This is a genomic window from Actinokineospora sp. UTMC 2448 (assembly GCF_024760565.1).
Taxonomy (GTDB): domain Bacteria; phylum Actinomycetota; class Actinomycetes; order Mycobacteriales; family Pseudonocardiaceae; genus Actinokineospora; species Actinokineospora fastidiosa.
The window spans coordinates 2,670,389-2,685,041 of record NZ_CP031087.1; the positions used below are offsets into that span (position 1 = coordinate 2,670,389).

Genomic DNA, 14,653 nt, shown 5'->3' on the forward strand with positions numbered 1-14,653 from the left:
GCCCTACCGCTGCGCGCCCTTCTCCGGCTCGACCAGCCCCTCGTCGACCAGGCTCTGCGTCACGTGCTCGGTCAGCTCCTGGCGCTGGAGCCTGCGCTGGATGCGCACCATCGCCCTGCGCTCCCGGGAGAACACCCGGAAGATGGCCACGCACATCCCGATCATCACCAGGCTGAACGGCAGGGCGATGGCGATCGCCACGCCCTGCAGCGCGCTCAGCCCGCCCGCCAGCACCAGCGCGATGGCCACCGCGCCCTCGGCCGACGCCCAGAACACCCGGCTCCACTTGGGCGGGTTCACGTCCCCGCCGGAGGCCAGCATGTCGACCACCAGCGAGCCGGAGTCCGACGACGTGACGAAGAAGAGCACGATCAGGATGATCGCGCCGAAGACCACGACCGCGCCGCCGGGCAGGTCGGAGAGCAGGGTGAACAGCGCGCCCTCGGTGTCCACGGTGGCCGCCCCCGAGGCGTCGGTGCCGACCAGGCCGCCGTCGCCGAACAGCTGGCGGAACAGGCCCGCGCCGCCGAAGACCGAGAACCACAGGAAACTCAGCAGCGTGGGCACCAGCAGCACGCCCGCCACGAACTCGCGCACGGTCCGTCCCCGGGAGATCCGCGCGATGAACACGCCGACGAACGGCGCCCACGAGATCCACCAGCCCCAGTAGAAGGCGGTCCAGTAGCCCTGCCACGCCTCGCCCTCCGCGCCCTGGAACGCGGTGGTGCTGAAGCTCAACCGCACGAGGTTCTGCAGGTACAGCCCGATCGACTGGATGAAGTCGCGCAGGATGAACAGCGTCGGGCCGGTCACCAACACGAAGACGAGCATGATGCCCGCCAGGCCCATGTTCGCGTTGGACAGCCACTTGATGCCCTTCGCCACGCCCGTGACGACGGAGAAGATCGCGATCAGCGTGATGGCGCCGATCAGGACCACCTTGGCCAGGTTGCCGGGGTCGTCGAGGATGCCGACGAAGTCCAGTCCGGCCGCGATCTGGGTCACGCCGAGGCCCAGCGAGGTGGCGACGCCGAACAGGGTGCCCACGACGGCGGCGATGTCGATCGCGTCGCCGATCCAGCCGTTCACCCGGTCGCCCAGCACCGGTTCCAGCGCCCAGCGGATCGACACGGGCCGCTTCTTGCGGTGGATCGCGTAGGCGACGGCGAGGCCGACCACGACGTAGATCGCCCAGGGGTGCAGCCCCCAGTGCAGGAAGGTCTGGACCAGGGCGGCCTGCGCGCCGGGCTCGTCGGCAGCGGCGATGCCCGAGGCCCGGTTGGGGATGCCCGCGAGGTGGTTCAGCGGCTCGGCCACGCCCCAGAACACCAGGCCGATGCCCATGCCCGCGGCGAACAGCATGGCGAACCACGACCTGCGCCCGAACTCCGGCTCCTCGTCGTCGGCGCCGAGCTTGATGTCCCCGAAGTGTCCTACCCCGACCCAGATCGCGAACACGACGAACAGGCTGACGATCAGCGTGTAGTACCAGCCGAAGTGGGCGACGATCCAGGACGACACCGTGCCGACGGCGCTCTCCATCGTCGCGGGCGACGCGACGGTGGCGACGACGAACGCCAGCGCGATCGCCGCCGACGGCCAGAACACCCGCGCGTGCACGGATTTCCCGCGCCGTCTGTCCTGGTGTCCTGTGTGGTGGTCGGCCGTGGCCACGATGAGTCCTCCTGGGAGCGTCCGGTCCGTCGTGATTCGGACGCAGACTAGCCCGGACAGTTTGCGATTTCGTGTCGACAGGTGCGCCTTGCGCACTACCGCGCTATGCGTAATAGTGTCCGTAGCGCCATACCAGGAGGGTGATGTGGATACGAGCCAGCTGCTCAAGGGGGTGCTGGACCTGGCCGTGCTGGCCGTGCTCAGGAACGAGGACGGGTACGGCTACGACGTGCTGCGCAGGCTGCGCACCGGGGGGATGGACGAGGTGGGGGACGCCTCCGTCTACGGGACGCTGCGCAGGCTGTACCGGGCCGGGTACCTGACCTCCTACGTGGTCCCCAGCGACGAGGGGCCGCACCGGAAGTACTACGGGGTCAACGAGGCGGGCCGGACGAAGCTGGCCGAGTCGGAGGAGGCGTGGCGGGCGTTCGCCGCGACGCTCGACGGGATCTTGCGGAAGGGGGCAGCGGCGTGAACGACATCGTCACCCGCCCTGAGGTCGCCGAGTACCTGCGGCGCGTGCGCGCGGGCCTGACCGGCCTGCCGGACGAGGAGGTCGCCGAGGTCATGGAGGACCTGGCGCCGCACGTGGACGAGGTGTACGCCGAGGCGGGCTCGCTGGAGGCGGTCGTCGACCGGCTCGGCACGCCCGAGGAGTACGCCGCCGAGCTGCGGCGCGCGGGCGGCTACCCGGTGGCGCAGGACACCCAGGCCGAGCGGCCCAGGACGTGGCGCGCGCGGTACGTGGTGTGGGCGGCGGCGGGGGCCACCGTGGCGGCGGGCCTGTCGGGGGTGCTCTCCGAGCGGTACGACGAGGAGGCGCTCGCGGTGGCGCTGCTCTGCGGGCTGGCGCTGCTCCCGGCGCTGTGGCTGGTGTTCGCCGGGATGGTGCGGCGCGTCGACGTCGAGTCGGTGCCCGAGTACCGGCTGGCCCGCGACCAGGCGCGGCGGGCGGTGCGGCGGCTGCCGTCCCCCGAGCGGGTCCGCGCCCTGGCGCCGGGCTGGCGGGTGGCCCGGCTGCTGCTGGTCGCCCTGGGGTGCGCCGCCGCCGTCCGGGCCGACGCCGGGCTGTGGATGGTGGCCCTCCTCGGCGCGGCCGGTGTCCTGCTGTGGGCGGGCAGGCGGGTGGCCGTCGACCGGCGGCTCCTGCTGGTCGTCGTGCCCGCCAACGCGCTGGCGATCGGGCTGGGCCTGTCGCTGGCGGTGCAGGCGGTCGACGCGAGCGGACGGGACAACGGCTACTACTACCCGGTGTCCGTCTCAACGGGCCTGTCCTACAACGGTGAGCCGTTGGGGAACCTGTACGCCGTGGACGGCGAGGGCAAGGAGATCCCCGAGTTCTACCTCTACGACGAGCACGGCATACCGCTCAACGTCTACCAGTACGGCTGCTCGCCCACGAACGGAGAGCTGTTCGACAACCGCTTCCCCGCCCCCAACACGGTCTACGGCCCCGACGGCTGCGTGGAGCAGCCGGGCATGCCGTTCGTCCCGCTGCCCCCGAACGGCACGACCACGGCGCCCACGACGACGGCGCCCACGACAACGGCTCCGACGAGCACAGGGCCGACGACCGCAGCGCCGACGACCACGGGGCCCACGAGCGCCGCGCCGACCAGCACGGCGTCGGTCACGACCACGCCGAGCCCGACCACCACGAAGGGGTAGGCGCGGGTGGGAGCGGTCGTCGGGGGCCGCTCCCACCCGGTGCGTCACAGCAGGCGGTACAGCAAGGCGCGCTCCACCAGCGTCCACGTCGTCGTGGTGAGCAGGTAGACCCCGGCGGCCAGCGGCAGGACGGCGGCGACGGGCACCGTGCCGAACGGCAGCAGGCGCAGCCACCGGGCCATCGGCGGCTCGGGCGCCCCCGAGCGCAGCGCCTGCGCGGCCTGCCATCGCGCTGTGGCATAGGCCACGGCGGTCAGCGCGGCGAACAGTCCGACGAAGACCGGTGTGAAGGTGAACACGCCCAGCCAGTGCGTGCCGAGCGGCGCGCCGAACAGGGCGCCGTCCAGCAGCGGGCTGTCCGTGGTCACCAGGCGGTACATCACCATGAAGAACGGGATCTGGACCAGCGCGGGCAGGCAGCCGGTGAACAGCGACGTGCCCGACTCCCGGTACAGCTCCAGCGTCTTGCGCTGGAGGGTGCGGGGGTCGTTGCCATAGCGGGTTTTCAGCGCCCCCACCTGCGGGGCGAGGGCGGCGCGGGCTTTCTCGCCGCGCACGGCGGCGCGGGCGAGCGGGTGCATGAGCAGGCGGACGAGCGCGGTGAAGGCGACGATGGCCAGGACGGGCGTGGCGAGCCCGGCCAGGGCCGCGCCCAGGTCGTGGAACACGGGTACTCCGGATGTCGAGCGGGCAGGACGGATCAGGCAGCGCGGAGGCTGCGTCCTGGGGCTCGAGGACGGGGACGACCCGCGGCGTCGGGATCGCGCAGGCGCAGGAACGCCGTGCGCTGGGACCGCTCGCGCAGGGAGAGGGACCGCGCCCACGACGGGCAGGCCGTCGGGAGCGGCGCCACGCTGACCAGCAGCACGATCAGGGCGACGGCCGCGACCGCGGCGACCAGCTCGGTGGGCTGGTGGACGAGGAGGAGCGCGAACAGCGCCAGCAGCGACCGCCAACCGGGCATCCGCGTCACCTCCTCCTCGTCCGTCGACTGTACCCGTCAGATCGCGGCGGGCTCGTCGGTCGGCGCCTGGCTGATGTTCCGCGCGGCCCGCTCGGGCGGCAGCCGCACGGCGATGGCGTAGGCGTACACCAGCGCGCTGAACACCGCCAGGATGACGAAGCCCCACACCAGCGAGATCGGCCCGTCGCCGCCGTTGAGGATCAGGCCCGGGTCGGCGGGCTGGTCGGGGTCGACGTCGCCGAGGTAGCTGATGATGCCGAGGCCGACGAGCCAGATCGGGAACCAGGACCCGGCCTTGAACTCCAGCGGCGGCATGACCGCCCGGTTGCGGGCGTGGTAGATCGCGAACACCACGTACCCGACGAGCAGCGCGATGATCATCTTCTCGTTGATCGCCCACCCGGCCCAGAACACCAGCAGGCTGGAGAACAGGAACGCCAGGTAGGGCAGCACGTCACCGCCGGGCACCCGGAACGGCCGCTCCTGGTCGGGCAGCTGCCTGCGCAGCGCGCCCAGCACGAGCGGGCCCGCGCCGAAGGAGATGGCGAACGCCGAGGTGATGAAGCCGATGAACTGCTGCCAGCCCGGGAAGGGCAGGAAGAAGAAGCAGCCCACGATGAACATCACGAGCACCGACACCCAGGGGATCCCGCGCTTGTTCAGCTTCGTCAGGGCCTGCGGGGCGTTGCCGTTGCGGGCGTTGGCGTACGACAGGCGCGCGGTGACGCCCGCGTAGATCAGGCCGGTGTCGGCGGGGGAGATGACGGCGTCCACACGCAGCAGCACGGCCAGCCAGACCGCGCCCAGCACCAGTGAGAGCCCGGCCAGCGGCCCGGCGGCGTCCTCGAAGGCCAGGTTCGCCCAGCCGTCGGTGAGCAGGTGCCCCGGGACGGCGGTGATGAACGCCAGCTGCAGCAGCACGTAGATGATCCCGGCGATCAGGATCGAGCCGATGATGGCGAACGGCACGTTCTTCTGCGGGTTGTCGGTCTCGCCCGCGAACTCGATGCCGTTGCGGAATCCCAGGTACGCGAAGGCGACCCCGGCCGCGGGGATCGCGGTCAGCACCGATCCCCAGCCCTCGGGGGCGAAGCCCGCGACCGAGCTGAGGTTCTCCGGGTTGAACGCCAGGACGAAGAACGCGACCACGACCAGCGCGATCACCGCGAGCTTCCACCACACCAGCGCGTTGTTGAGGCGGGCGAACAGCTTCACGCCGAGGATGTTGACCAGGCTGTAGAGGAACATCAGCGCGACCGCGATCGCGAGGCCGGGCCCGGTCAGCACGAACACGCCGTCGCTCTGGTTCATCAGCCACGGGATGTACGGGTCGGCGTACTGGATCGTGGCGAGCACCTCGATGGGCGTGACCGCGGCGGCGGCCAGCCAGCTCGTCCAGCCGGAGCTGAAGCTGGCGAAGGAGCCGAACGAGTAGTGCGGAAAGCGAATGATCCCGCCGGAGACGGGGAACATCACTCCCAGCTCCGCGTAGACCAGACCGATCACCATGACCATGACCCCGCCGATCGCCCAGGACAGGATGGCCGCCGGTCCGGCGATCTGGGAGGCGTACAGGGCGCCGAACAGCCAGCCGGACCCGATGATCGCGCCGACCCCGGTGAACAGCAGGCTCAGCTTGTTCACGTCGCGTTTGAGCCCGGTGTCCAGCCGGACGTCCACCCGGCGCGGTGGTCCCACGGATGTGGTCATGGCGGATCGCTCCCATCTGTGCGCGGCCCTGACGCCGGCCACGTACCCAGGTGAACTCGCGCCTACACCCCAGTGAAGCCGGTTTGTTATTCCCTACACCCGACCGTTGCCGTGCGCCACCGCCTGTGCGCGCCGTCGTGCGGGAATGTTCAGCAGAGTGACCGCTTTCTCACCCGCCTCGTGGCCCAGCGTCCGGTATGCCTCGAACTGCTCGTCGGTGAACATCTGCTGGCTGGTGGAGTGGTTGGGGAAACGCGGCTCGCGGTGCTTGAACGCGTGCAGGTCCCAGCTCGCCTCCTCGGTGAGCACCGCCTTGGCGTACACCAGCTGCGCCTGCTGGTTGCCGGGCGGCGGATAGCTCATCACGCCCGCGACGGCCATGGAAGCGCTCAACCCGGCCGAGTCCGGCAGCACCGGCCGGGGGTCGAGATCGATGTCGACGCCGAGTTCGCTGCGCGCCAGCGCGATCGCCCTGCCGATGTCCAGGCCCTCGCCGTCGCGGTCGCAGCTGGCGTCGAAGCACAGCACGTGGGTGCAGCGGCGGCGCAGCAGCTCGACCACGCCCAGGTTCTCCCAGTGCCCGCCGTCGGTGAGGTAGATGTAGCGGTGCGTCGACTTCGCCGCGCCCAGCGCCTCGCGCAGCACGTACCACGCGCCCGGCTCGAACCAGCCGTCGCGCATCCGGCGGGCCGCGCGCCGCAGCCGCGACCGGCAGTCCTCCTCGACCCGCTTGGCCGCCGCGTGGTTGGGGTTCTTGATCCAGACGCCGAGCCGCACGTTGGTCAGCGCCATCAGGAACCGCAGCGGCGGGTAGGTGAACCGGCCCATCAGCGGCGAGAGCGCGGCGCCGGACACCGCCATCATCGACGGCAGCGTCAACTCCGTTCCTGCGACGCCGTTGCGCTGTTCGAGGCGCTTGGTGTCGTGGTAGCCGAACAGCGGGCCGCCGCTGCGCCCGCGCTCGAAGGTGAACGACTCGGCGAAGCGCCCGACCGGCACGTCGTCGGTGGTGACGTTCACCGCGCAGCAGACGACCAGCTTCGGCAGGTCGGTCGCGGGCTTGAGGTCGGAGAAGTACAGCTTCTCCCGATAGCTGATGGGCGCGGCCACGATGCAGCCGCGCTCGTCGCGTTCCCGCTGGAGGGCGAAGGCGCTGTTGAGCCGTTCGCGGTAGAACAGGTGCATCGAGTAGCGGCGATTGTGCACGAAGACGGCCATGCCGAGCACGACGACCACGAACGCGGCGAGGACGATGACGTCCACTGTGGAAGGCCGGGGCTGGCGGTTGGCCAGTTCGAGCGCCGAGAGCAGCGGCACGAGCAGCAGGCCCGCCGCCGCGAGCGAGGCCAGCAGCAGCATCAGCCTGCGCGCCCGCAGCCGCCTGCTGAGCATGAGCGCCGCCGCGGCGGCGAGCAGCGCGGCCACCAGCCACACCAGCCCGGCGGCGATGCGGCCCACCGTGCTCTGGAACGTCTCCGGCGGCTCCTGGAACAGCCACGCCAGCGCCTTGGTGGACGCCAGCGCGTACAGCCGCGTCAGCACGGGCAGCAGGAGCACGACCACGATCGCGCCCGCCACCAGCAGCACCCGCGCCCCGAACCGCTCCCAGGCCGATTCCCCGTAGTCGCCGGGGTTGTCGCTCATCCGCCGGTAGCAGACGGCGCCGAGGGCGAGCAGCACGCACACGGCGCCGACCGCCAGCAGCGCCGTCAGCACGGCGGACTCGGGCAGGTGCAGGCCGTTGAGCCGCAGGTCGGTGAGCCGCACGCCCAGCGCGGCCAGCACCCAGCCGGTGAGCCTGCCCGCGATCACCGCGGTCAGCGCGAACGGCAGGTAGTTCACGATGAACCCGTAGACGACGCTGGCGGCCATCCACAGCTTGCCCTCGTGCCCGGGCGCGAGGTAGTCGCTGTTGAGCCGCAGCCGCCGCTCCTCCGGCGATCCGCGCCCCCACAGCGGCTTGCCGTTCTCCAACTCCGCGGAGGTGTGCGCCGCGGAGATCATCAGCGCGCTGGCGATGTAGTTGCCGCCCGACACCGCCGCCAGGTACGCCGAGTCCCGCAGTACGCCGCGCTCCTGCAACGCCTGCAGCGCCCCCAGGTTGAACGCCGCCGACCGGATCCCGCCCCCGGACAGCGCGATCCCGATCCGCGGCCCGTCCGGCTGCTCATCGAGATACTCCGCCGCCACCCCCGGCAACGCCTTACTAGTACGCGGACTAAGCGGCATCTCTCCCCCTTGCCCTTCACAGTCTCTTCCCGCGTGGCACCCAACCGCACCCAAGGGGACCGGAACCCAACCCAGCCACTACCTCCCACCCACCGCAACTGTCCCCACCCACCGCAACCACCATGGTTAATTCCGGGGAGGCGGAACCGTGTAGCCGAAGGCGGTGCGGTAGTCCTCGCCTTGGGGGTCGCAGCCGTAGGGGTAGGTCGCGTGCGCCTGCGCCTTGCGCAGCTGGGGCAGCGACCGTTCCAGGAGGTAGCGGGTGAACAGCGGGTGCACGCACAGGTGGTCGTGCTCCTCCTGGGCGCCCAGCTCGTAGTCGAAGGTGTACTGGAAGTGCGCCTTGTTGTACCGGCCGGTCTGGCCGAACCGGATGCCCAGCACGCCCAGCGAGAACAGCATCGACAGGAACTCGTCGAAGTCCATGCCGGAGACCTTGCGGATGCCCTGCCGGTTGTAGACCTTGTGCAGCTCGCACGCGGGGAAGCAGATGTCGAGCCGACCGGTGAGCCTGCGCAGCGCCTCGCCCGCCAGGGGGTACGACGCCTGGTACGCCGCCAGGATGCTGGTCACCAGCAGGTGCTCGGCGTGCCGGGTGCCCGCCAGGATGGCCGCCGGGGTCACCTGCCAGGGCGTCGAGCCGCGGTCGTGCCTGCTGAAGACGCTGTTGAGGATGTGGATCAGGTGCCGGGGCAGCAGCTGGGTGTGCCGCAGCAGGTAGGCGACCGGGTCCTCGGGGATGCCGAGGCCGCTGCGGAAGTTCGTCGGCAGCGCGGCCCGCAGCAGCGCGATGTCCGGCTCCGGCTCGTCGACGCGGTCGGCGGCGCGGGCCAGGCGGTCGTACTCGTCGGGGTGGCGGGTGCGCAGGAACAGGTGCAGCCGGGTGCCCGCCAGCCGCAGCAGCTCGCGCGCGCTCCAGTAGATCTTCAGGTACCCGCCCTGCATGTCCTTGTCCGCCGCGGCCGCGATGCGGTGGATCTGGTCGAACAGCTCCGAGGGCAGGCAGATCTGCACCCCGTACGGCCGGTCCGACGGGCTGCGCGCCATGATGCCGCCGACGGCGCGGAACAGCCCGGCCAGCACCGGGGTCAGCTCGCGCAGCCGCAGGTGCAGCTCCTCCAGGTTGTCCATCACGATGACCAGCGGCTGGCCCCGGTCGGTGAGCAGGTCGCGCATGGCAGCCCTGGCGTCGGCGAAGCGGGCCTTGTCCTGGCCCATCCCCTCCAGGATCTCCGTCGGCCCGGTGCCCGGCCGCTCGTGCACGCGCTCGCGCACCTGCCGCAGGAACCGCTCGGCGACCTGGGAGGCGTCGGCCGCCGGGTCCGCGGCCTGCCCCAGGTAGGTGCCCAGCACGTTCAGCTTCCCCTCGGGGTCGTGCCCGTCGAAGAACCGCCACGCGTGGAACATCGCCACGTGGTCGAACAGCGCGGTCCAGATCTCCGCCCGCTGCCCGACGAACAGCCCGTCCCCCCGATAGGCGTTCAGCACGTTGAGCATCTCGTGGTACACCTTCTCGGTGTCGATGGCCGCCCGCCACACCTCCCGGTCGGTGTCCGAACTGATCAGGAACGCGGTCTTGCCCGCCCCTTTCCTCCCGATGATGTACGCGGGGAACAGATCGCTGACCGCCTGCGAATAGATCCGGTTGTTGCGGTCGAAGAGCTGGTCGACGGTGGAGCGCCCGATCCCGGCGACGTCCTCGGTGGCGATCGGCCCGAACGGCCGAGCCGGGGTCAACACCCGACCCAGCTCGTCCCGGGCGGCGAGACGCTCGTGTGCGCGGTGCACGGCGACCTCCCTGGCCGTGTTCTGCTCGTGATTCCAGGCTCGGTGCCACCGGGGGATCTGTAACGAGGCAGAGCCCGAAAGAGTCCCGTATTCACCCGTGTGGGGTACGTGCGAAAAAGGCCCGCGAATTCACCGCCGATCCTCGACGAATTGCCGGTGATCAAGCCGACGCGGGGGTTCAGGTCACCGGGATGATCCGCGCGTCCAATCGACCGTCGGTGATGGTCCAGAGGCCGATCGTTCCGTGGGGTTGGCGGCGGCGGTCGGTGGGGGAGCCGGGGTTGAAGATCCGGACGCCGTCGGCGGTGGTGTCCATGGGGATGTGGGAGTGGCCGAAGACGACGACGTCGGCGTCCGGGAAGCGGCGGCGCATGCGGGCGGTGCGGCCGGTGGCCTGGCCGCTGTCGTGGATCATGGCGACGCGGAGGCCGTTCAGGGTCAGTTCCAGGGTCTCCGGGGCGCCCCATGCCGCGACGTCGGGGCCGTCGTTGTTGCCCAGGACGGCGTGGACCGGGGCGTAGGCGGAGAGTTCGTCGAGGACGTCGGCGGTGCAGACGTCGCCTGCGTGCAGGATCAGGTCGGTGTCGCGCAGGTGGGCGGCGACGGCGGGCGGGCAGCCGCGCCACCGTCGGGGGGCGTGGGTGTCGGAGAGGACCACGACGCGCATGCCGCGATCATCCTGCGTTTCGCGCGCGGGCGGCGGGGGAAGCCGGGGCGCACGATTCGGACCGGAGGACGCCTTTGTTCACGCTGCTCAGCCTCGGCGAACTGGCCGAGGTCTGCCACATGGGGCCCGAGCTGTACCTGCGGTACTCCCACGGGCCGGAGGCCGACGCCGGGCACGCCAGCACCGACCACGAGAGCGGGCTGCTGATGCCCGGCCTGTCGGCCAACCCGCTGGCCGCGCCCAAGTGGTGGACACTGCCGGTGGAGGACTGGCTGGCCCGGCGGGTGTGCCAGTACCTGCGCGAGACCCACGAGGGCGCGCGGCCGTGGGTGCTGCACGGCCGGGTGGTCGACTTCGGCCCCGACAACGAACCCTTGCTGGTCGAGGTGAATCCGGTGGCGTGGCTGGACGCGCGGCTGGTGGCCGAGGCGCACGCGCGTTACACCGAGCGGATGAACGTGGGCAAGTCGACGCACTGAGGGTTTCGCCGCGGCGGCGCGGGGCAATCCGCGACATGTTTGCCCCCGATCGAGAGGCGCCCTGATGTCGTTCAACCCGCTGGAGCACCGCGGCATCCCACTGGACCGGCAATTGCGCAACTGGCGTGAGCTCGATGTGGAGCCGACGGATCCCGACCACGCCGATCCGTACACCCGCTGCCGCATCATCACGATGAACGGCATCGAGGTGGAGGCGCTGATGTTCAGCCACCACTTCGCGCGGCAGTGCCCGGACATGGAGGTCAAGCGCAAGCTCGCGGAGATCCGCTACCTGGAGCAGCAGCAGCAGAAGGTCGTCAACTGGCTGCTGCCGGGCACGGCGTCCGCGCTGGAGACGACGATCGCCTACGAGCAGGTCGCCGTCGACCTCACCGCGTGGGTGGCCCGCATGGAGCCCGACCCCTACCTGACCCAGGCGTACGAGTTCGGTGTCCTGGAGGACTTCGACCACCTGTACCGGTACGCCAACCTCTACGAGATGGTGCAGCACCGCAAGGCGGAGAAGATCGTCGACGGCCTGACCGAGGTGATCCCGGGGCGGCCGACGAAGTACCACCACCGGCACCCCGCCGACAACGTCCGCACCCCGTACGACAAGTCGACCGCCGCCCCCATCTCCAAGCTGCACGCGCTGACGATCATGTCGGCCGAGCAGCAGACCATGAACTTCTACATGAACGTCGGCCCGCAGTACATGGAGCCGATCGCCCGCCAGCTTTACCAGGAGATCGGGCTGATCGAGGAGGAGCACGTCACCCATTACGAGTCCCTTGTGGACCCGGGCGAGACCTGGTGGGAGCGGCTGGTCCTGCACGAGTACAACGAGTGCTACCTGTACCACTCGTTCATGCAGACCGAGTCCGACCGCCGGGTGAAGGCGATCTGGGAGCTGCACCTCAACATGGAGCTGGAGCACCTGCACGCCGCGTGCGACCTCATGCGCGCCAACGACGGCCGCGAGCCCGAGGAGGTCCTGGGCGACAGCCTGCCCGAGCCGGTCACCTTCGAGCCGAACAAGGAGTACCTGCGCGAGCTGCTCGACACCCAGATCGACCTGACCACCCTGGGCGAGGGCTACGTCCGCGACGCCCACGAGCGCTTCGAGCGCATGCAGGCCGCCATCCACGGCGGCGAGGACCCGCCGAGCGAGCGGGTGATCGACGACCACGCCGCCCTGTTCGACGGCGCCGACTACCGCCTGTCGACAGAGGGCGCGCACCCAGTGGAGGAGTTGCGGCGATGACCGGGGTCAAGACGGCCGACGTGGTGGAGCTGCTGATCGGCCAGCACATGCGTATCCGCGACCTGTTCACGCAGGTCGAGTCGACCGCGGGCAAGGAGAGGGAGGACGCCTTCCGGGAGCTGGTGTGCCTGCTGGCGGTCCATGAGACGGCCGAGGAGCTGGTGGTCCACCCCGAGGCCCGCCGGGTCCTGGAGGGCGGCGACGACGTGGTGGAGGACCGGCTGCTGGAGGAGCGGCAGGCCAAGGAACTGCTCAAGCGGCTGGACTCCCTCGGACCCGACCACGCCGACTTCCTCCCCGCGCTGGCGGAGTTGCGGGCGGCGGTGCTCGAACACGCCTCGTACGAGGAGCAGTACGAGTTCCGCTACCTGCGCCGCACCCTCGACCCCGAGCGGCTCGCCCAGCTGGCCGACGCGGTGCTCGTCGCCGAGAAGATGGCGCCGACGCGGCCGCACCCGGGCGCCGAGTCCGCCACGGCGAACCTGGCGGCGGGCCCGGTCCTGGGGCTCTACGACCGCGTGAAGGACGCCGTGCGCTCCGCGCTCTCGCGGTGATCACCGTCGGTCGGCTTCCACGGGCGCGACCGCGGCGGCCATCACGACCAGGGCCGCGGTGAGGAGCACGAGGTTCTTCACCACGAACTCCCCGGTCATGGTGAGCAGCAGCGGGTTGCCCGTCTGGAAGGCGACCGACGGCTGGACCACCAGCGTCAGGAAGGTCCCGCAGAGGTGCGCCGCGACCAGCAGCGCCACCCACTTGACCTGCCTGCCGATCACCATCGCGATCCCCAGGACGACCTCGGTCAGCCCCAGCCCGACGACGAGCGCGGTCGGCTCCAGCCAGGGCACGGTCCCCGCCACCAGGTCGGCGACCGGGGTCGTCCCGGTGATCTTCAGCGCGCCGAACCAGACGAACACGACGCCGAGCGAGACGCGCAGCAGGGGGATGCTCAGGGAGCGGAGCGTGAGCAGGGCACTCGCCATCCGGATCACTTCCTGTCGATCGGTTGGGAGCGCTCCCAGCGAGATTACCGGTGATCCGGCCGCTCACGCAAGATCGGGCGAGGCGAGGCAGCGGGCGGCGTGCTCCGCGCCCGCGTGCAGGGCGGCCCGGACGTCCGCGCCCGCCAGGCGCGCGACCAGGAAGCCCGCGAAGAACGCGTCGCCCGCGCCGTTGGTGTCGACGATCTCGGCGACTTCGACGGCGTCGACGCGCTCGATCCCCGCCGCGGTCGCGGCCATGGCGCCCCGGGCGCCGAGGGTGGCGACGGCGGTCTCGGCCCCGGCCCGGACGCGGGCGGTCAGGAACGACTCTGGGTCGCCGATGGCGTCGTCGTTGAGGAACACGTGGGCGGCGGCGGCGAGGAAGTCGCGGTGGTACTCGGCGGCGCCGTCGTAGTCGTGCAGGTCGCACCAGATGGGGGCGTCGGCGGCGAGGAACGGGCGGGCGTGGTCGGCGAGGTCGACCACGACGGCGTCGGCCGCGCGCGCCGCCGCCCAGGCCGCGGCGTCGTGGCGGGGCTGGGTGAGGCTGGGGAGCTCCAGGTAGACCGACAGCCGCCCGCCGTGCGGGTCCATGAGGTTGAGGTGCTGCTCCGTGGGCGTGTCGGCGACCTCGGCGATGACCTCGATCCCGGCACCGGCGAGCACCCGCACGACCTCCCGCCCGGCCGGGTCGTCACCGACCACGGTCCGCAGGGTGACCTGGGCGCCGAGCTTGGCGAGATTGAGCGCCTTCCCCGCCGACGTGGCCCCCACCGTCTCCCGGTGCCCGCGCGCGAACACGGTATGCGGCCGGGCCTCGGGCAGCCGATCGAGCTGGACGAGCCGGTTCCAGGAGACGGGACCGGCGATGAACACCTTCGGCATAGGCTGCATTGTGCGAACGATGGGGGAGAGCACGCTCGTCCGCCACGCCGGATGGGTCCAAGCGACCCGCCGAAGGCTGCGGGTGCCGCAGCCCGGGGGCGGGTTCGAGGCGGTTGTCTTTGCCGCCGTCGCGGGCTCGGATCCGGTGCGGGAGGTCGCCGCTCGGGGTTATCGGGAGCTGCGAGCTTTGGGGGCAAGGTGGGTTTCGGGTCTTCGTCGGGAGCCTGTGCGCAAGGCTGCCGCCGCTCGGGGGCTACGGGCGTTGGGGGGAAGGGTTGGTCTTCGTTGCTGACGCGGGGCTCGGTCGTGTGCGGAAGGGTGTCGCCGCTCGACCTGCTGGCG

The 14,653-nt window shown here is 71.1% G+C and carries 14 protein-coding genes; 5 read left to right on the top strand and 9 right to left on the bottom strand.

Going from position 1 to position 14,653, the window contains the following annotated elements:
• Positions 1–3 precede the first annotated feature (3 nt).
• Positions 4–1,674 (bottom strand): BCCT family transporter, encoded by a 1,671-nt coding sequence (locus Actkin_RS12600; RefSeq protein WP_258907309.1) that lies wholly within the window; start codon positions 1,672–1,674, stop codon positions 4–6.
• 145 nt (positions 1,675–1,819) lie between these two features.
• Between Actkin_RS12600 and Actkin_RS12605 the strand changes: the two genes are divergently transcribed.
• The gene (locus Actkin_RS12605) at positions 1,820–2,149 is read left to right on the top strand and encodes a PadR family transcriptional regulator (protein ID WP_189212791.1); all 330 of its coding nucleotides are present in this window, start codon (positions 1,820–1,822) and stop codon (positions 2,147–2,149) included.
• Positions 2,146–3,342, top strand: coding sequence for a DUF1700 domain-containing protein (locus Actkin_RS12610; protein ID WP_258907311.1), 1,197 nt, complete (start codon positions 2,146–2,148; stop codon positions 3,340–3,342). Before Actkin_RS12605 ends, Actkin_RS12610 begins: the two co-directional genes overlap by 4 nt.
• A gap of 44 nt (positions 3,343–3,386) precedes the next feature.
• Here Actkin_RS12610 and Actkin_RS12615 read toward each other — a convergent pair whose 3' ends face one another.
• The 6 genes from Actkin_RS12615 to Actkin_RS12640 form a co-directional block, all read right to left on the bottom strand.
• Positions 3,387–4,010, bottom strand: coding sequence for a YidC/Oxa1 family membrane protein insertase (locus Actkin_RS12615; RefSeq protein WP_258907312.1), 624 nt, complete (start codon positions 4,008–4,010; stop codon positions 3,387–3,389).
• 32 nt (positions 4,011–4,042) lie between these two features.
• Positions 4,043–4,306, bottom strand: coding sequence for a DUF6412 domain-containing protein (locus Actkin_RS12620; RefSeq protein ID WP_189212794.1), 264 nt, complete (start codon positions 4,304–4,306; stop codon positions 4,043–4,045).
• A 36-nt stretch (positions 4,307–4,342) separates the two neighbouring features.
• Complete coding sequence (locus Actkin_RS12625) at positions 4,343–6,016, bottom strand: APC family permease (RefSeq protein ID WP_189212795.1); 1,674 nt, start codon at positions 6,014–6,016, stop codon at positions 4,343–4,345.
• Between the two features lie 93 nt (positions 6,017–6,109).
• Positions 6,110–8,245, bottom strand: coding sequence for a hypothetical protein (locus tag Actkin_RS12630; RefSeq protein WP_258907313.1), 2,136 nt, complete (start codon positions 8,243–8,245; stop codon positions 6,110–6,112).
• A gap of 126 nt (positions 8,246–8,371) precedes the next feature.
• Positions 8,372–10,033 (bottom strand): P-loop ATPase, Sll1717 family, encoded by a 1,662-nt coding sequence (locus tag Actkin_RS12635; protein ID WP_258907314.1) that lies wholly within the window; start codon positions 10,031–10,033, stop codon positions 8,372–8,374.
• A 178-nt stretch (positions 10,034–10,211) separates the two neighbouring features.
• Positions 10,212–10,700: a metallophosphoesterase family protein gene (locus tag Actkin_RS12640; protein ID WP_258907315.1), complete on the bottom strand. Its 489-nt coding sequence runs from the start codon at positions 10,698–10,700 to the stop codon at positions 10,212–10,214.
• 74 nt (positions 10,701–10,774) lie between these two features.
• On the opposite strand from Actkin_RS12640, the gene Actkin_RS12645 reads away from it, so the two are divergent.
• From Actkin_RS12645 to Actkin_RS12655, 3 genes are all read left to right on the top strand, one after another.
• On the top strand, positions 10,775–11,179 hold the full coding sequence (locus tag Actkin_RS12645; protein WP_258907316.1) for a DUF6098 family protein: 405 nt from the start codon (positions 10,775–10,777) through the stop codon (positions 11,177–11,179).
• A gap of 64 nt (positions 11,180–11,243) precedes the next feature.
• Positions 11,244–12,443, top strand: coding sequence for a hypothetical protein (locus Actkin_RS12650; protein ID WP_189212809.1), 1,200 nt, complete (start codon positions 11,244–11,246; stop codon positions 12,441–12,443).
• Positions 12,440–12,997, top strand: a complete 558-nt coding sequence (locus Actkin_RS12655) for a hemerythrin domain-containing protein (protein ID WP_189212810.1) — start codon at positions 12,440–12,442, stop codon at positions 12,995–12,997. Before Actkin_RS12650 ends, Actkin_RS12655 begins: the two co-directional genes overlap by 4 nt.
• On the opposite strand, the gene Actkin_RS12660 is transcribed toward Actkin_RS12655, so the two are convergent.
• Together Actkin_RS12660 and Actkin_RS12665 are read right to left on the bottom strand one after the other, a co-directional pair.
• The gene (locus Actkin_RS12660) at positions 12,998–13,426 is read right to left on the bottom strand and encodes a DoxX family protein (RefSeq protein WP_258907318.1); all 429 of its coding nucleotides are present in this window, start codon (positions 13,424–13,426) and stop codon (positions 12,998–13,000) included. It lies immediately after the preceding gene.
• Positions 13,427–13,489: 63 nt separating this feature from the next.
• Entirely contained in the window at positions 13,490–14,311 is an 822-nt protein-coding gene (locus tag Actkin_RS12665) for a carbohydrate kinase family protein (protein WP_258907319.1), read from the bottom strand.
• Positions 14,312–14,653: the final 342 nt, after the last annotated feature.